The sequence below is a fragment of the Caldimonas tepidiphila genome (genome assembly GCF_003569765.1).
GTDB lineage: Bacteria > Pseudomonadota > Gammaproteobacteria > Burkholderiales > Burkholderiaceae_C > Caldimonas > Caldimonas tepidiphila.
On the sequence record NZ_QXMG01000071.1, the window covers coordinates 14,274 to 30,579 of the forward strand.

Genomic DNA, 16,306 nt, shown 5'->3' on the forward strand with positions numbered 1-16,306 from the left:
GCGGCCACAGCCTTACCCTCCCCGCCGGTGCTTCCTGGGCCGCCCCTCGAGCAGCCTGTCGAACAGCGCGTCGGGCAGCAGCCGCAGCAGCTTCGCGACGACGCCCATCTGCCAGGGGATCACACGGTAGCTCACGCCCTGATCGATCGTTTGGAAGGCCTGCTCGGCGAAATCCCCGGCCGGCATCAGGAAGGGCATCGGGTAGCGGTTCTCGCGCGTCAGCGGCGTGTCGACGTAGCCCGGCAGCAAGGTGACGACGCGCACGCCGAAGGGGCGCAACTCGCCGCGCAGGCTCTCGCAGTAGCTCACCACCGCGGCCTTGCTCGCGCAGTAGGCGGCGTGGCCCGGCAGGCCGCGGATCGCCGCGACGCTCGCGATGCCGACCAGCGTGCCGCCGTGCCCGCTGGCCTGCCCTCGCTCTCGCATCGGCGCGATGAAGGGATGGAAGGTGGCGGCCATGCCGAGGTTGTTGGTCTCCCAGGTGGCGCGCATCACCTCCAGGTCCTCGAACTCGGCCGTGTCCACGCCGACACTGATGCCCGCATTGGCGATCACCACGTCCGGCAGGCCCTGCCGCGCGATGCAGTCGCGCGCGGCGGCGATGATCTCGGCGGTGTCGCGCACGTCCGCCCGGTAGACCTGCACCCGGTCGGCGCCGAGGCCCTGCGCGGCGGCCCAGGCCTCGATCTCCGCGGCGCGGCGCGCCACCAGCGCGAGCCGCCAGCCCGCGGCCGCGTAGCGCGCGGCGAGCGCCTGGCCGATGCCGCTGGAGGCGCCGGTGATGAAGACGAGCGGCAGCTTGTTCTCGCCCATGCTCTCAGCGGCCCCCGGCAGGCGGCGGCAGGCTGCCGCGCACGCGGCCCTGCAGCTCGAGCTGGCTGCGCTCCTTGTCGTAGCGCAGCGACTCGGCCTGCACCTGCATGCCGCCGCGGCGCAGCTGCACCGGCTGCTCCGACAGCACCAGGCCGGTGTCGGGGAACACCTTCAGCTGCTCGCCGCGGAACTCCACCGGCTCGCCGCCAGCGGCGCCCGGCCCGCCGGCCTCGCGCCGCACCTGCGCGTCGCCGATCAGTTCCACCTCGCTGCCGTCGCCCTGCGCCAGCGCGCGACGCGCGGTCGCCACGGTGACGCGGCCGAGCTCGTCGGTGGCACGCAATCGCACCTCGTCGATCTCCAGCAGGTCGTTGTCGGGATAGTGGCGCAGCCTGCCGCCCTCGAGCAACGCATGCGCGCCGGAGGCCGGCCGGTGCAGCTGCACCGAGAAGTCGTTCATCACGTAGTCCGGCTCATGGCGCGGGGGCCGCTCGGGCCGCGGCGCGTCGGGCACCGGCGTGTTGCGCACTAGCCACCAGGTGGCGGCGGCCAGCAGCGCCATCAGCAGCGCGGGCAGGTAGGCCGACAGGCCGTGCAGGCGGGCCCGCCAGCCCCCGGGGGCGCCCCTCATGCGCCGGGACGGCCGTCGTCGAGCGTGGCCAGCATGGTCTGCAGCAGCGCGGCATAACGGCCCGACGCGACCAGCAGCAGGTCGCAGAATTCGCGCGCCGCGCCGTGCCCGCCGGCGGCGGCAGTGACATGGTGGGACGCGGCACGCGCCTCGACGTGGGCATTGGCCGGCGCACAGGCGAAGCCGGCGCGCAGCAGCAGCGGCAGGTCGGGCCAGTCGTCGCCGATCGCGGCGAGTTGCGGCCAGTCCAGTCCCAGCGCCGCCATCAGCTGCTGCGCCGCGGCGAGCTTGTCGTGCACGCCGTAGAGCGCATGCGCGAGCCCGAGGTCGGCGACGCGGCGGCGCACCGCGGGCGAGTCGCGGCCGGTGATCACGACCGGCGTGATGCCGGCCAGCTGCAGCAGCTTCAGCCCCTGGCCGTCGAGCGTGCTGAAGGCCTTGACGGTTTCGCCCTGCTCGCCGATGTAGATGCGGCCGTCGGTCAGCACGCCGTCGACGTCGAAGATCGCGGCACGGATGCCCTGGGCCTGCAGCAGCAGCTCGGGCGGGAAGGTCAGACTGGGGGTCAGGGCTCGCATGGCTGCCATTGTGCCGCGCAGGCCGCCCGCGACCCGGTGACGGGCGGCAAACCCGCCCGCTGCCCGGCCCTTCCCGGCAGCCTCTCCGGCCTCGGAGCCTCCTCAGGCGGCATCCGGCCCGCGTGCCGCCCTGCCGGCCGCGATCGCGGCGGCCTCCGCCCCGTCGGCGGGCTGCCCCAGCAGCCGCGCCACCCGCTCCTGCAGCAGCCCGGGCGAAACCTCGGCGGCCGGCAACGGCGCCCCGGCGACGAGCGTCACCGCATTGAACAGCCCGCGCCGCCACGGCCGCACCATCGCCCGCCCGCCCTCGACGCGCGAGAAGAACGACCCCCACAGGTTGCGCAGCGCCAGCGGCACCACCGGCACCGGGTGTGTCTCGAGGATCTTCATCACGCCGCCCTTGAAGGGCTGCAGCGTCCCGTCGCGCGTGATGCCGCCCTCGGGGAAGATGCACAGCAGCTCCCCTTCGTCGAGCACGCGGCGCGCCTCGGCGAAGGCGCGCTCGTAGACCGCCGGGTTCTCGCGGTGCGGCGCGATCGGGATCGCCTTCGCGAGCCGGAACAGCGTGCCGAGCACCGGCGTGGCGAAGATGCGGTGGTCCATGATGAAGCGGATCGGCCTCGGGCTCGCCGCCATCAAGAGCACCGCGTCGACGAAGCTGACGTGGTTGCACACCAGCAGCGCCGCGCCTCGCACCGGGATGTGCTCCTCGCCCTCGACGCGGAAGCGGTAGACGCAGCGCGTGGCGACGAAGGCGAAGAAGCGCAGCAGGTACTCCGGCACCAGCAGGAAGATGTAGCCGGCCACCACCAGGTTCGCCAGGCCGACCGCGAGGAAGAGCTGCGGGATGTCGAGCCCCGCCTTCAGCAGCAGCCCGGCGAGCACCGAGCTCGCCACCATGAACAGCGCGTTGAGGATGTTGTTGGCCGCGATGATGCGCGCGCGGTGCGTCGGCTGCGAGCGCATCTGGATCAGCGCGTACATCGGCACGCTGTAGATCCCGGCGGAGAGCGCGAGCAGCGCGAGGTCGGCCATCACGCGCCAGTGGCCGGGGCGCGCGACGAACTCGGCGACCGTCAGCGCGTGCGCCGGCGGCAGCCCGCGCGACGCGAGGTAGAGGTCGATCGAGAACAGGCTCATGCCGAGCGCGCCGAGCGGCACGAGGCCGATCTCGACATGGCGCCGCGACAGCGTCTCGCACAGCAGCGAGCCGATGCCGATGCCGAGCGAGAACACCACCAGCAGCAGCGAGGCGACCTGCTCGCTGCCGTGCAGCACCTCCTTCGCGAAGGACGGGAACTGGGCGAGGAACACCGCGCCGAAGAACCACATCCACGATATGCCGAGCAGCGAGCGGAACACCACGCGGTTGCCGTGCGCGAGCCGCAGGTTGCGCCAGGTCTCGGTGAAGGGGTTCCAGTTGATCGCCAGCCCCGGATCGGTCGCCGGCGAGCGCGGCACCGCGTGCGCGGTGGCGCGGCCGAGCAGCGCGAGCGCGAGGCCCGCCGCCGCGACCAGCAGCACGCCGGTTTGCGGCACCGCCACGAGCAGGCCGCCGGCCACGTTGCCGAGCAGGATCGCGACGAAGGTGCCCATCTCCACCATGCCGTTGCCGCCGGTGAGCTCCCGCTCGTCCAGGTGCTGCGGCAGGTAGGCGAACTTCACGGGCCCGAAGAGGGTGGACTGCAGCCCGAGCAGGAAGATGCAGGCCAGCAGCACCGGCACCTGCGTCGTCCACAGGCCCCAGGCGGCAAGCGCCATGATTGCGATCTCGAGCGACTTCGCGAAGCGGATCAGCGCCGCCTTGTCGTACTTGTCGGCGAGCTGCCCGCTCGTGGCCGAGAACAGCACGAAGGGCAGGATGAAGAGCGCGCCGATCGCGAGGCCCGCCATCTCCGGCTGCAGCCACTCCACGTGGAGCCGGTAGGTGACGAGCACGGTCAGCGCGAACTTGTAGAGGTTGTCGTTCGCCGCGCCGAGGAACTGCGTCCAGAAGAAGGGCGCGAAGCGGCGCTGCGCGAGCAGCGCGAACTGGCTGGGATGGTGGCTCAAGGCGGGCTCCCCGGGTGGATGCTGGAGACTGTAGCGGCGCATCAGTGGACGGTGAACGGCACATCCCCGAGGCCGGTGCGCGCGAGCCACTGGAACACCGACTCGACCGTGACGGTCTCGATGCGGTCGGCGAAGCGCTTCTCGCCGGGGTGGTCGTCGAAGGCGACATGCGCCGCGGTGGCACGCGCGCCGAGCCGCGTCAGCGGCCCGAGCCGCAGCACGGTCGGCCGGTAGTCGCGCAGCTGCAGCCAGGCCTGCGCCTGGCGGCGCGTTGCGGCGGCGGGCTCCATCGCGCCGGCCAGCGTCTCGATCGCCCACTGGTTGGACTGCTGGTAGGTCTGCGCCCAGGGGTAGGCGACCATGCTGTAGCGCGCGACGTGCCACTGCGCGGCGCGGCGGTTGTCGCGCAGCAGCGGCAGCAGCCGCTGCTGCACCCCGGGCGCGAGCACGACGACGCCCGCCTCGTAGCGGTGCAGCCGGTCGAGAAAGAAGTCGCCGAGCCCGTGGCGGTAGAGCGCGGCCTGCGCGGTGCCGCAGTGGTTGAGCTTGTGCAGCACGCGCCACGGCGCGCCGTCGTGCTCGCGGTAGGCGAAGCGGAGGTGCGAGTAATGGAGCCCGTGGCGGCTCAGGTCCTGGCCGACGCGCGCGACCACCACCACCCGCGCGCCGCTCGCGTCGAGCCGCGCCGCGGTGCGCGCGGCGAGCTCCATCGCCTGCTCGACGTCGCGCACCTCGAGCGGCTGCGCCTCGCAGGGCTGGCCGGCGCGGGCCGCGCCGGCCGCCGCCAGCAGCGCGGCGGCGAGCAGCAGCGCCCTCACGGCGTGATGCGCTCGCCGTACAGCAGCGACGCGCCCAGCTCGTTCGGAATGAAGGCGATCGCGCGGCCCGCGGCCGACAGCAGCCAGCCGGTGCTCATCGCGGTGACGAGCACGCCGGTGCCGACCGCCACCGACAGCGCACCCGCCGCCTGGCTGCTCCAGCGCACCGTCGCACGGGCACCGTCCGAGGCGCGCTCGAGCACCCAAACGGTGCCGAGCGCCGAGGCCTCCACCGCCACCACCGTCAGCGTGACGCCGGCCGACAGCAGCATCACCGGCGCGGCGACCGACACCGCCACCGGCAGCATCGACAGCGCGCTCGCCGCCGCCGACACGGTGGACTGGGCCTGCACGGCAGGCAGCGCGCCCGTCGCCAGCGCCAGGCCCAGCGCGAGGGCCCGCAGGGTTTTCGTCTTCATCACGTTCTCCTTTCAGGAAGGCAGGGACAGGGGGAGGCCGCTCACTCGTCCTCGTGCGGCGAGGCGGGGCGCTGCAGGCGGGACTCGGCCAGGTCGGCGTCGTAGCCGTCGCGCAGCGTCTTGGCCAGCGTGAAGGCCGACGAGATCAGGAACAGCCAGCACACGCCGAGGTAGGCCTTGTAGGTCGGGTGGATGCCCATGCGCCACAGGCCCCAGCCGGTCAGCGCCATCGCGAAGAGGAAGCCGCCCCAGACCACCAGCTTCCACAGCGGCGTGTCGCTGCGGCGCTGCTCGTTGTCGCGCACGAACTTCGCCAGCGCGAAGGCGGTGGACAGGCAGAACACGTAGCCCATCACCATGAAGGCGCGGTCGAGGTCGTCGCCGGGCAGCCAGGCGAGGCCGACGCCGCACAGGAAGACGGCCAGCGCGAAGGAGATCCAGACCTGCGCCTTCCAGGCGCGGGTGTCGCGGCGGACGATGACGACGGGGCTCGGGGCGCTCTGCATGGTGTCCTCGGGGCGTGCATTGAACATGGAAGGCATGTTCGCGCCGGGGACGCAGAAGGGTCAACGAAGCGATGCCGTGTCGCTCAAGGCGGCACCACTGGTATCGCCTTGCGCTACCATCGGCCATGAGCACCACCCTCGACCTGATCCGCGCGCTGAAGGCGGAGCTGAAGGCGGCCGGCCTCACCTACGCCACGCTCGCGCGCGAGCTCGGCATGGCCGAGTCGAGCGTCAAGCGCATGTTCGCCAGGGGCGACATGCCGCTCGTGCGCATCGACGAGATCTGCCGCGTGCTGAAGACCGACTTCGCGGAGCTGGCGCGCCAGGTGGTCGCGAGCCAGCCGCTCGCGCAGGAGCTGACGCTCGAGCAAGAGCAGGCGGTGGTCGCCGACCGCGGGCTGCTGCTGGTAGCGCTGTGCTGCGTCAGCCAGTGGACCTTCGAGCAGATGCTGGCGAGCTACCGCTTCACCGAGGCGGAGTGCGTGAAGCACCTGCTGCAGCTGGACCGGCTCGGCGTGATCGAGCTGCGCGCGGGCAACCGCTACCGGCTCAAGGTCGCCAAGGGCTTCCGTTGGCGGCCGCACGGGCCGGTGATGCGCTACTTCCGCGAGCAGGTGGTGCACGACTACTACGGCGGCGGCTTCGACGGCGAGGGCGAGCTGCTGCTGCTGGTGCACGGCTCGATCGGCGCGAGCGCCGCACCCGGCTTCGTCGAGCGGCTGCAGCGCATCGGCCAGGACTTCGCGCAGCAGCACCTCGCCGACCAGAAGCTCGCCGCGGCGCAGCGCCGGCCCTACACGCTCGTGATCGGCATGCGCTCGTGGCAGTTCGCCGCAGTGCGCGAGATGCGGCGCGACCCGGACGCGCCGCTGTAGCTCCGAGGCAGCATTGCCGAGCCGCCCCGGGACGCTGCCTCGCCCCCGGGGAGGCGCTGGTGCGGGCGACCGGGGGCCGCCGGCGCCTCAGATCACCTTCGCGCGCATCAGGTCGTTGGAGTTCAGTGCGCCCACGAGCCGCCCCTCGCCGTCGAGCACCAGCACGCTGGTGATCCGCGCCTGCTCCATCAGGTCGGCGGCCTCGACCGCGAGCGCGTCCTCGCGCACGGTGCGCGGACTGCGGTGCATCGCGTCGGCCGCGCACAGCGCGCGCAGGTCCTCGCCGCGCTCGACGAGGCGGCGCAGGTCGCCGTCGGTGAAGATGCCGAGCACGCGATCGTCGGCGTCGACCACCGCGGTCGCGCCCAGGCCCTTGCGGCTCATCTCACGCATCATCGCGGTGAAGCCGGTGTCGGGCCGCACGCGCGGCACCGCGTCGCCGGTGCGCATCACGTCGCGTACGTGCGTGAGCAGCTTGCGGCCGAGCGCGCCGCCGGGGTGCGAGCGCGCGAAGTCCTCGGCGCGGAAGCCCCGCGCGTCGAGCAGCGCCACCGCCAGCGCGTCGCCGAGCGCCATCTGCGCGGTGGTGCTCGCGGTGGGCGCGAGGTTCAGCGGGCAGGCCTCCTTCTCGACCGAGGTGTCGAGCACCACGTCGGCGTGGCGCGCCAGCGACGAGCCGGCGCGGCCGGTCAGCGCCACCAGCGGCACCGCCAGGCGCTTGAGCACCGGCAGGATCGCGTTGAGCTCGTCGCTCTCGCCGGAGTTGGAGATCGCGAGCACCAGGTCCTGCGCGGTGATCATGCCGAGGTCGCCGTGGCTCGCCTCGGCCGGGTGCACGAACATCGCCGGCGTGCCGGTGGAGGCCAGCGTCGCGGCGATCTTGCGCCCGACGTGGCCGCTCTTGCCCATGCCCATCACCACCACGCGGCCGCCGCAGCGCAACATCAGCGCCATGGCCTGCACGAAGGACTCGCCGAGGCGGGCCTGCAGCAGCTGCAGCGCGCGCGCCTCGATGTCGAGCGCCTCGCGCGCGAGCGCGACGGCGCGTGACGCATCGAAGCCGGGAGGAGCGGAAGGGACGGTGGACGGCACGGGGCGGGACCTGGGTCGTTTACGATCGAAAGATTCTAGGCGGCGCACCGCGGCGGCCCGCGGCCTCGCCCACAACATCCCCCATGGCCTCGACCCTCGAACTGACCCTGCTCTACCTGCTGGCCGCCGTCCTCGGCGTGGTGGCCTGCCGCTCGCTGAAGCTGCCGCCCATGCTCGGCTACCTCGTGGTCGGCATCCTGATCGGGCCGAACGCGTTGGCGCTGGCGGCCAACTCCGACGGCATCCGCTACCTCGCCGAGTTCGGCGTGGTTTTCCTGATGTTCGTGATCGGGCTCGAGTTCAACCTCGCCAAGCTCAGGAGCATGCGCCGCCTGGTGTTCGGCCTGGGGCTGGCGCAGGTGCTGCTGACCATCCTCGCGACACTGGCGGTCAACGGCGCGGTGTCGTGGCTGCTGGCGCTGTGGGGCCGCGACTGGGGGCTGGAGTGGCCGACGGCGATCGCGCTCGGCGCGGCGCTGTCGATGAGCAGCACCGCGATCGTCGTGAAGATGATGTCCGAGCGGCTCGAGCTCGAGAGCGAGCACGGACGCCGCGTGATGGGCGTGCTGCTGTTCCAGGATCTCGCGGTGGTGCCGCTGCTGGTGCTGATCCCCTCGCTGAGCCAGAGCAGCGGCGACATGGCGCGCGACCTCGGCCTCGCGCTGCTCAAGGCCGCAGCGCTGCTGGGCGTGCTGCTGCTCGGCGGGCAGCGCGTGATGCGCTGGTGGCTGACGCTCGTGGCGCGGCGCAAGAGCGACGAGCTCTTCATCCTCAACCTGCTGCTGATCACGCTCGGTCTCGCCTACATCACGGAGCACGCGGGGCTGTCGCTCGCGCTCGGTGCCTTCGTCGCCGGCATGCTGATCGCCGAGACCGAGTACAAGCACCAGGTCGAGACCGACATCCGGCCCTTCCACAGCGTGCTGCTGGGCCTGTTCTTCATCACGATCGGCATGCTGCTCGACTGGCGGCTGGTGCTCGACCAGTGGCTGCTGGTGCTGGTGCTGGCGCTGCTGCCGGTGCTGTTCAAGTTCGGGCTCGTCGCCTTCCTCGCGCGGGCCTTCGGCGCGACGCCGGGCGTGGCGCTGCGCACGGGCCTGTATCTCGCGCAGGCCGGCGAGTTCGGCTTCGTGCTGCTCAACCTCGCCACGTCGCACGGGCTGGTGTTGCCCGAGCTGCAGAGCCCGGTGCTCGCGGCGATGGTGCTGACGATGCTCGCCACGCCGCTGCTGATCCAGTGGAGCGACCGCATCGTGATGCGGCTGGCCGCGAGCGACTGGCTGATGCAGTCGGTGGCGATGACGCAGATCGCCAAGCGCGCGATCAACACCGACCGGCACGTCATCATCTGCGGCTACGGCCGCAGCGGCCAGAACCTCGCGCGGCTGCTCGAGAGCGAGCACATCCCCTACATGGCGCTGGACCTCGACCCGGACCGCGTGCGCCAGGCCGCCGCCGCGGGCCAGAGCGTGGTGTTCGGCGACGCGGCGCGGCTGCAGAGCCTGATGGCCGCGGGCCTCGCGCGCGCCAGCGCGGTGGTCGTCACCTACCACGACAGCCCCTCGGCGCTGAAGATCCTGCACCTCGTGCGCGAGCACGCGCCGCAGGTGCCGGTGATCGTGCGCACGATCGACGACACCGACCTCGAGCACCTGCAGGCCGCCGGCGCCACCGAGGTGGTGCCCGAGGCGATCGAGGGCTCGCTGATGATGGCCTCGCACGTGCTCGCGCTCGTCGGCGTGCCGATGCGGCGCGTGATCCGCGTCGTGCAGGAGCAGCGCGACGCGCGCTACAGCCTGCTGCGCGGCTACTTCCACGGCGCCGACGACGACACCGCCGAGGAGCGCGACCAGACGCGGCTGCACACCGTCACGCTGCCGATGGCCGCGCGCGGCGTCGGGCGCACGCTCGGCGACGCGACGCTGCAGGCGCTCGGCGTGGTCCCGGTGTCGCTGCGCCGCGCCAATGGCGCGGTGGTGCAGCCCTCGGACGAGCTGCTGCTGCAGGGCGGCGACACGCTGGTGCTGTCGGGCCGGCCCGAGCTGCTCGCACGCGCCGAGAACAAGCTGCTCAACGGCTGAGACTTCGCCGCAGCGCCGCACGGGGAGGGATGCCGACCCGGCCGGGGCCGCACCGGAGCGGGCGAACGCCCCCGGCAGGCGGGCCAGCACCCTCGCCGCAGCAGGGGCGTGGCGGCCGGTGTAATTTCACCCGCATGCACCCTCCCTCACCGCGTCCCGCCGTCGCCGCACGGCCCGGCCGGCGCCTGCTGCTGCTCGCAGGCCTCGGCGCGCTGGCGCAGGTACTGCCGGGCCGGCTCCGCGCGGCGACGCCCGAGCTCGCCGCCGCGCTGCGCGAAGGCGGAACGGCGCTGCTGCTGCGCCACGCCCGCACGGTGCCCGGCACCGGGGACCCGCCGGGCTTCCGGCTGGAGGCCTGCGCCACGCAGCGCAATCTCAGCGAGGCGGGCCGCGAGCAGTCGCGCCGCATCGGGCAGTGGTTCGCCGCGCAGGGGCTGCGGCCGGCGGCGGTGCGCTCGAGCCGCTGGTGCCGCTGCCTCGACACCGCGCGGCTGGCCTTCGGCGCGGTCGAGCCGTGGGCAGCGCTCGACTCCTTCTTCGACGACCGCAGCTCGGAGCCGCGGCAGAGCGCGGCGCTGCGCGAGGCGCTCGCGGCGATCGGCCCGGGACGCTTCGAGGTCTGGGTCACGCACCAGGTCAACATCACCGCATTGAGCGGCGAAATTCCCGCAATGGGCGAGGCGCTGGCGATCGCGTCGGGCCGCGACGGCACGACAATCCGGGCCCGCGCGCGCTTCGCGGAGTGACACCGCCCGGGCGCCCCCTCCCCTTTGCCTCTTCCCGCATGGAAACCACCACCTACATCAAGAGCCACATCCGCACGGTGCCCGACTGGCCGGAGCCCGGCGTGCAGTTCCGCGACATCACGCCGCTGCTGCAGAACCCGCGCGTGTTCCGCGTGCTGATCGACCAGTTCGTGCACCGCTACTTCGACACCCGCCCGGACGTGATCGCGGGGCTGGACGCGCGCGGCTTCATCATCGGCTCGGTGCTCGCCTACGAGCTCAACGTCGGCTTCGTGCCGATCCGCAAGAAGGGGAAGCTGCCGTTCACGACGGTGGAGGAGACCTACGAGCTCGAGTACGGCAGCGCCACCGTCGAGCTGCACACCGACGCGGTCAAGCCCGGCGACCGCGTGGTGCTGATCGACGACCTGATCGCCACCGGCGGCACGATGATGGCCGGCATGCGGCTGCTGCAGCGCCTGGGCGCCGAGGTGGTCGAGGGCGCCTGCATCGTCGAGCTGCCCGAGCTCGGCGGTGCCGACAAGCTGCGCGCCGCCGGCCTGCCGCTGTACACGCTGGTGTCCTTCGAGGGGCACTGAGCCGCGCCCCGGGGGCAGGCAGGCGACGGCACATGCAGGCGCCGCGTCGCCCCCTGGGCTACAGCTCCACCAGTCCGGTCGGCAGGATGCCGTCCTCGCTGTCGCCGTAGAGGCGCAGCGCGTGGGACGAACGCCGTTCGCGGAAGTTCTTGCGCGCGAACAGCTTGTTCTGGGCCTCGGCCGGCAGGTCGGTGATGCGGATCACCTGGCGGGCGATCAGCACGTCGATCAGATCCTCGAGCACGCGCACGAGCTCGGCGTCGAGCTTCGCGAAGCCGCTGGCAGCGTCCCGGCCGAGGAAGTCGAGCACCTCCGGATGTTCGGGCGGCAGGAATTCACTCCCCGGCTCCGGGTCCCGGTGCAAGCTGGCCACCCGGCCATCTGCGAGGCGCAAGACATAAGGCATGCGGGGGATTGTAGGACGGAGCCGTCCGCCCTCGCCGCGCGGCCCACCTCGAAACACCGGGGTCGGCAATTGTTCACGGGGCCGCACCGCAAGGGCCGCCGGCAGGCGGCGCGTCCGCCCGGTCGCGAAATATCGGACATATTCGCCTCCCGTGCATCGGCTCCGGGCCTGCCGGGCCGCCGGCTCAACGATACTTCCGCGCGCCTGCCTCCGACCTGATGCCTGATGCGAACCCTCAGCACTGCCTCGACCACGCGCCTGCGTGAAGACCTGATCCATCCGAGCCCGCTGCTCGACTGCCTGCTCGAGGTCTGCCATCTGCACGGCGTCAGTGCCTCCCGGGCTTCGCTCGCGGCGGGGCTGCCGCTCGACGACGAGGGACGGCTCGGCCTCTCCACGGTCGAGCGTGCCGCGGCCCGCGCCGGCATGAGCTGCCGACTGCAGCGGCTCGCGCTGCAGGAGATCGACGCCGCGGCGCTGCCGGCCATCGCGCTGCTTGCCGACGAGCGCGCCTGCGTGCTGCTCGGGCGCCATGCCGACGGGGGCTGGGACGTGCTGCTGCCCGAGACCGGCTCCGGCAAGGTGCGGCTCGGCGCCGAGGAGCTGGCGGCGCGCTACACCGGCCTCGCGCTGTTCGTGCGGCCGCAGCTGCGCTTCGACGAGCGCACCCCGGCGGTCCGCGCCACGGCAAGCGGGCACTGGTTCTGGGGCGCGCTGCTGTCGCAGCGCCAGGTCTACCGCGACGTGCTGTGGGCCGCGCTGCTGATCAACGTCTTCGCGCTCGCGTTCCCGATCTTCTCGATGAACGTCTACGACCGCGTGGTGCCGAACCACGCCGTCGAGACGCTGTGGGCCCTGGCCATCGGCATCGGGCTGGTGGTGAGCGCCGACTTGCTGATGCGCAGCCTGCGCAGCCATTTCGTCGACGAGGCGAGCGCGCGCATCGACGTGCAGATCTCCGCCACGCTGATGGAGCGCGTGCTCGGCATGCAGCTCGCGCACCGTCCTGCCGCGGTCGGCTCCTTCGCCTCGAACCTGCGCGGCTTCGAGCAGGTGCGCGACTTCATCGCCTCCTCCACCGTCACCGCCCTCGTCGACCTGCCGTTCGCGCTGATCTTCCTCGGCGTGATGGCCTGGCTCTCGCCCTGGCTCGCGCTGCCGCCGGTGATCGCCTTCGTCGTCATCTCGGTGGTCGGCTGGGTCCTGCAGCGGCGCCTGCACGAGCTCTCGCAGGCCACCTGGCAGGCCGGGGCGCTGCGCAACGCCACGCTGGTCGAGGCGCTGACCGGCATCGAGACCGTCAAGACGCAAGGCGCCGAGAGCGTGATCCAGTCGCGCTGGGAGCGCACCAACGCCTACCTCGCCGGCATGACGGTGCGCATGCGGGGGCTGTCCTCGGGCGCGGCCAGCACCACCAACTGGCTGGTGCAGCTCGCCAGCATCTCGATCATCGTGATCGGCGTCTACCTCATCAGCCAGCGCGAGCTGACGATGGGCGCGCTCATCGCCGCCAGCATGCTCAGCGGCCGCGCGCTCGCGCCCACCGGCCAGATCGTCGGGCTGCTGATGCAGTACCAGGGCGCGCGCACCGCGCTCGAGTCGCTGGATCGCATCATGGCGCAGCCGGTCGAGCGCCCGGCCGACCGCAGCTTCACGCACCGCGGCGAGCTGCGCGGCGAGATCGAGTTCCGCAACGTCCACTTCACCTACCCTGGCCGCGAGGACAGCGCGCTCAACGGCGTGAGCTTCAGGATCGCTGCCGGCGAGCGCGTCGCCTTCATCGGCAAGGTCGGCTCGGGCAAGAGCACGATCCAGAAGATGATCCTCGGGCTGTACCCGCCCTCCGAGGGCACGGTGCTGATCGACGGCATCGACCAACGCCAGCTCGACCCGGCCGACCTGCGGCGCAACATCGGCTACGTGTCGCAGGACGTGACCCTGTTCTTCGGCTCGATGCGCGACAACATCGCCTTCGGCCTGCCGCACGCCAGCGACGCCGCCGTCATCGCGGCGGCGGAGATGGCGGGCCTGGACGAGTTCGTGAACCGCCATCCGCGCGGCTACGACATGCCGGTGGGCGAGCGCGGCGAGTCGCTCTCGGGCGGGCAGCGACAGAGCGTGGGCATTGCCCGCGCGGTGCTGCACAACGCACCGATCCTGATGCTCGACGAGCCCACCAGCGCGATGGACCACTCGACCGAGGCCCATGTGACCGAGCAGCTCGCGCGCTTCTCGCGCGAGCGCACCATGCTGCTCGTCACCCACCGGACCTCGCTGCTGCCGCTGGCGACGCGAGTCATCGTGATCGATCAAGGCAAGGTCGTGGCCGACGGTCCGCGCGAGCAGATCCTGCAGGCGCTCGCCGCGGGCCGCATCAGCAAGGCGGCATGATGAACCCGAACCCGTCCACTCCCCCCTCCGGCGTCCAGCCCCTCGCTCCCGTGCCGCTTGCGCCGGACAGGGATCGCACTCGCGGCTTCGAGTTCGAGGCCGAGGCCGTGCTGGCACGCGCGCACAGCCAGCGCGCGCGCAAGATCGTGCGTGCCGCGGTGGCGGTCACCGCGCTGCTGCTGCTGTGGGCCTCGCTGGCGCGCATCGACGAGATCACCCGTGGCGAAGGCAAGGTCATCCCGTCCAAGCAGCTGCAGGTGATCCAGTCGCTCGACGGCGGCGTGGTCTCCGAGATCCTGGTGCAGGAGGGCCAGGTGGTCGAGGCCGGGCAGCTGCTGCTGCGCATCGACGAGACGCGCGCGACATCCGGCGTGCGCGAGAACGCCGCGCAGAGCTTCGCGCTGACGGCGCGCGAGCGCCGGCTGCGCGCCATCGCCGAGGGCAGCGTGTTCCAGCCGCCGGCGGCGCAGGACGCCGAGCAGCGCCGCATCGTCGAGGAGGAGCGCCGGCTCTACGAGTCGCGCCACGCCGAGCTGGCCACGCTGGTGTCGATCGCGCGGCAGCAGCTCGCGCAGCGCGAGCAGGAGCTCAACGAGATGCGCTCGCGCCGCACCGCCGCCGAACGCGGCCTGGACCTCGCGCAGCAGGAGCTCTCCAAGACCCGGCCGCTGCTGGGCAGCGGCGCCGTCTCGGAGATCGACATCCTGCGGCTCGAGCGCGACATCAGCAAGTACCGCGGCGACGTCGAACAGGCGGGCGCGCAGATCGCGCGAGTGCAGGCCGCCATCGGCGAGGCGCAGCGCAAGATCCAGGAGACGGAGCAGTCCTTCCGCAACGATGCGCGCAAGGAACTGGCGGACGTGATGGGCCGCATCAACGCGCTCGGCGAAGGGCGCGTCGCGCTGGACGACAAGGTGGACAAGGCCCTGGTCAAGTCGCCGGTGCGCGGCCGCGTCCAGCGCCTGCTCGCCAACACGGTCGGCGGCGTGGTCCAGCCTGGCCGCGACATCGTGGAGGTGGTGCCGCTCGACGACGCGCTGGTGCTCGAGGCGCGCATTGCCCCGAAGGACATCGCCTTCATCCACCCCGGGCAGAGCGCCATCGTGAAGTTCACCGCCTACGACTTCGCCATCTACGGCGGGCTCGAGGCGACGGTGGAGAACATCAGCCCGGACACCGTGGTCGACGAGAAGGGCAACGCCTTCTACATGGTGCGTGTGCGCACCCAGAAGCCGCAGCTCAGCGAGAAGATGCCGATCATCCCCGGCATGACGGCGGAGGTGGACGTGCTCACCGGCAAGAAGACCGTGCTGTCATACCTGCTCAAGCCCGTGCTGCGCGGCAAGGCCTACGCCCTCACCGAGCGGTGAATCCGGCGGCGGGCTGCACGAACGCGTGCGGCCCGCAGCTGCGAGGTGCTCGAAGCGAGCCAGCAGCGAAGCTCCTCGGGGACAGGACCGTGTGGCCCAGGGCCGCTGCAAGCGGTGCGCATTCCCGCACCTCATGCCCTGCGGACGACCGTGGCGGGCGGTGCTCGCTCCTTGCGACCTCGATTGCCATCGAGCTACCAGGCACCACAAACGCGCGAGGCATGGCGCATCTCCCACGCATCCCTCCCATAAGCGGGGGACGCGTTTACCCCAATCAACCTCAAGAAGGCAGGCATTACTGCACGCATCTTCTTGAAACATAATGCTACACAAGAATACACTGCAATAAACCGCTTTATGGTGACGGCGTGGCGTGCTCGGGGGGCGCAGCATAGGCGCGGCCTTCCCCGAGCGCGGCGCGTCCTCGCTGCCTCATGGAAGGATTCCTCGTGCCCGTCATCACCACCCTCGAACCCGGCAAGGTCACCAGCATCTCGGGGCAGGCGCAGCTGCGACTGCCGGACGGCAGCACGCGAGTGCTGCGCGTCGGTGATGACATCAAACTCGGTGACGTGATCCTCACGCAGCAGGACGGGATCGTCGAGATCCAGCGGGATGCGGTGGCGAAGGCGGAGCCGAAGCCGGACAACGAGATCGATCGCGTGATCCAGGCCCTGGAATCGAGCGATCCGCAGGCGGTGCCGGCGGCCGGCGTGGCGGCGGTGGGCGGCGCGGCTGCGCCGGCACTGCGGGTGGAACGCATCGTCGAGACCGTGGAGGCGGGGGCGTCCACCCGCGCGGCCCTGATGGAACGGGCGGCGCCGGTGGAGTTCGGGACGGGATCGATTGCACAAGGAGAAGCTCCAGGAAGCCCTGGGAGGTCCAATGCCCCCGCCGTCCTCGGCTCGGCCGACGTCACCCTCGACGAGACCGACACCGCACTGACCACC

General features: G+C 71.9%; 16 protein-coding genes. 7 read left to right on the top strand and 9 right to left on the bottom strand.

The window, feature by feature from the left end; all coding sequences use genetic code 11:
• Positions 1-12: 12 nt before the first annotated feature.
• The 7 genes from D3A59_RS22220 to D3A59_RS22250 form a co-directional block, all read right to left on the bottom strand.
• A complete protein-coding gene (locus D3A59_RS22220; protein ID WP_119157511.1) occupies positions 13-813 on the bottom strand; it encodes an SDR family oxidoreductase in 801 nt (266 codons plus the stop codon).
• A gap of 4 nt (positions 814-817) precedes the next feature.
• Positions 818-1,444, bottom strand: coding sequence for an LPS export ABC transporter periplasmic protein LptC (gene lptC, locus D3A59_RS22225; RefSeq protein ID WP_119157512.1), 627 nt, complete (start codon positions 1,442-1,444; stop codon positions 818-820).
• Complete coding sequence (locus D3A59_RS22230) at positions 1,441-2,022, bottom strand: KdsC family phosphatase (RefSeq protein WP_119157513.1); 582 nt, start codon at positions 2,020-2,022, stop codon at positions 1,441-1,443. The genes lptC and D3A59_RS22230 overlap by 4 nt, the downstream gene beginning before the upstream one ends.
• A gap of 102 nt (positions 2,023-2,124) precedes the next feature.
• Complete coding sequence (locus D3A59_RS22235; protein WP_119157514.1) at positions 2,125-4,116, bottom strand: MFS transporter; 1,992 nt, start codon at positions 4,114-4,116, stop codon at positions 2,125-2,127.
• Complete coding sequence (locus D3A59_RS22240; RefSeq protein ID WP_119157515.1) at positions 4,116-4,892, bottom strand: DUF2145 domain-containing protein; 777 nt, start codon at positions 4,890-4,892, stop codon at positions 4,116-4,118. The genes D3A59_RS22235 and D3A59_RS22240 overlap by 1 nt, the downstream gene beginning before the upstream one ends.
• Positions 4,889-5,311: a hypothetical protein gene (locus D3A59_RS22245; RefSeq protein ID WP_119157516.1), complete on the bottom strand. Its 423-nt coding sequence runs from the start codon at positions 5,309-5,311 to the stop codon at positions 4,889-4,891. Before D3A59_RS22245 ends, D3A59_RS22240 begins: the two co-directional genes overlap by 4 nt.
• 41 nt (positions 5,312-5,352) lie before the next feature.
• On the bottom strand, positions 5,353-5,817 hold the full coding sequence (locus D3A59_RS22250; RefSeq protein WP_119157527.1) for a YiaA/YiaB family inner membrane protein: 465 nt from the start codon (positions 5,815-5,817) through the stop codon (positions 5,353-5,355).
• A 125-nt stretch (positions 5,818-5,942) separates the two neighbouring features.
• On the opposite strand from D3A59_RS22250, the gene D3A59_RS22255 reads away from it, so the two are divergent.
• Complete coding sequence (locus D3A59_RS22255; RefSeq protein WP_119157517.1) at positions 5,943-6,692, top strand: helix-turn-helix domain-containing protein; 750 nt, start codon at positions 5,943-5,945, stop codon at positions 6,690-6,692.
• 87 nt (positions 6,693-6,779) lie between these two features.
• Here D3A59_RS22255 and D3A59_RS22260 read toward each other — a convergent pair whose 3' ends face one another.
• On the bottom strand, positions 6,780-7,784 hold the full coding sequence (locus D3A59_RS22260; RefSeq protein ID WP_240636172.1) for a KpsF/GutQ family sugar-phosphate isomerase: 1,005 nt from the start codon (positions 7,782-7,784) through the stop codon (positions 6,780-6,782).
• An 83-nt stretch (positions 7,785-7,867) separates the two neighbouring features.
• Here D3A59_RS22260 and D3A59_RS22265 point away from each other — a divergent pair, with 83 nt between their 5' ends.
• The 3 genes from D3A59_RS22265 to D3A59_RS22275 all read left to right on the top strand — a co-directional run bounded on the left by D3A59_RS22265 (position 7,868) and on the right by D3A59_RS22275 (position 11,189).
• Complete coding sequence (locus D3A59_RS22265; protein WP_119157519.1) at positions 7,868-9,865, top strand: monovalent cation:proton antiporter family protein; 1,998 nt, start codon at positions 7,868-7,870, stop codon at positions 9,863-9,865.
• Between the two features lie 134 nt (positions 9,866-9,999).
• Positions 10,000-10,611 (top strand): histidine phosphatase family protein, encoded by a 612-nt coding sequence (locus tag D3A59_RS22270; protein ID WP_119157520.1) that lies wholly within the window; start codon positions 10,000-10,002, stop codon positions 10,609-10,611.
• A 38-nt stretch (positions 10,612-10,649) separates the two neighbouring features.
• On the top strand, positions 10,650-11,189 hold the full coding sequence (locus D3A59_RS22275) for an adenine phosphoribosyltransferase (RefSeq protein WP_119157521.1): 540 nt from the start codon (positions 10,650-10,652) through the stop codon (positions 11,187-11,189).
• A gap of 58 nt (positions 11,190-11,247) precedes the next feature.
• Here the strand turns inward: D3A59_RS22275 and D3A59_RS22280 are convergent, their stop codons facing one another.
• Entirely contained in the window at positions 11,248-11,562 is a 315-nt protein-coding gene (locus D3A59_RS22280; RefSeq protein ID WP_240636173.1) for a hypothetical protein, read from the bottom strand.
• 258 nt (positions 11,563-11,820) lie between these two features.
• Between D3A59_RS22280 and D3A59_RS22285 the strand changes: the two genes are divergently transcribed.
• The 3 genes from D3A59_RS22285 to D3A59_RS22295 form a co-directional block, all read left to right on the top strand.
• Positions 11,821-13,986, top strand: coding sequence for a type I secretion system permease/ATPase (locus D3A59_RS22285; protein WP_119157523.1), 2,166 nt, complete (start codon positions 11,821-11,823; stop codon positions 13,984-13,986).
• Entirely contained in the window at positions 13,983-15,356 is a 1,374-nt protein-coding gene (locus D3A59_RS22290; protein WP_119157524.1) for an HlyD family type I secretion periplasmic adaptor subunit, read from the top strand. Before D3A59_RS22285 ends, D3A59_RS22290 begins: the two co-directional genes overlap by 4 nt.
• Positions 15,357-15,805: 449 nt before the next feature.
• On the top strand, positions 15,806-16,306 hold a 501-nt coding region (locus D3A59_RS22295; protein WP_157991646.1), incomplete at its 3' end, for a FecR family protein.

Excerpts from the sequence above, each read along its gene's own strand:
- D3A59_RS22220 (WP_119157511.1), bottom strand. The coding sequence starts at position 813 with ATGGGCGAGAACAAGCTGCCGCTCGTCTTCATCACCGGCGCCTCCAGC.
- lptC (WP_119157512.1), bottom strand. The coding sequence starts at position 1,444 with ATGAGGGGCGCCCCCGGGGGCTGGCGGGCCCGCCTGCACGGCCTGTCG.
- D3A59_RS22230 (WP_119157513.1), bottom strand. The coding sequence starts at position 2,022 with ATGCGAGCCCTGACCCCCAGTCTGACCTTCCCGCCCGAGCTGCTGCTG.
- D3A59_RS22235 (WP_119157514.1), bottom strand. The coding sequence starts at position 4,116 with ATGCGCCGCTACAGTCTCCAGCATCCACCCGGGGAGCCCGCCTTGAGC.
- D3A59_RS22245 (WP_119157516.1), bottom strand. The coding sequence starts at position 5,311 with ATGAAGACGAAAACCCTGCGGGCCCTCGCGCTGGGCCTGGCGCTGGCG.
- D3A59_RS22250 (WP_119157527.1), bottom strand. The coding sequence starts at position 5,817 with ATGCAGAGCGCCCCGAGCCCCGTCGTCATCGTCCGCCGCGACACCCGC.
- D3A59_RS22255 (WP_119157517.1), top strand. The coding sequence starts at position 5,943 with ATGAGCACCACCCTCGACCTGATCCGCGCGCTGAAGGCGGAGCTGAAG.
- D3A59_RS22265 (WP_119157519.1), top strand. The coding sequence starts at position 7,868 with ATGGCCTCGACCCTCGAACTGACCCTGCTCTACCTGCTGGCCGCCGTC.
- D3A59_RS22270 (WP_119157520.1), top strand. The coding sequence starts at position 10,000 with ATGCACCCTCCCTCACCGCGTCCCGCCGTCGCCGCACGGCCCGGCCGG.
- D3A59_RS22275 (WP_119157521.1), top strand. The coding sequence starts at position 10,650 with ATGGAAACCACCACCTACATCAAGAGCCACATCCGCACGGTGCCCGAC.
- D3A59_RS22285 (WP_119157523.1), top strand. The coding sequence starts at position 11,821 with ATGCGAACCCTCAGCACTGCCTCGACCACGCGCCTGCGTGAAGACCTG.
- D3A59_RS22290 (WP_119157524.1), top strand. The coding sequence starts at position 13,983 with ATGATGAACCCGAACCCGTCCACTCCCCCCTCCGGCGTCCAGCCCCTC.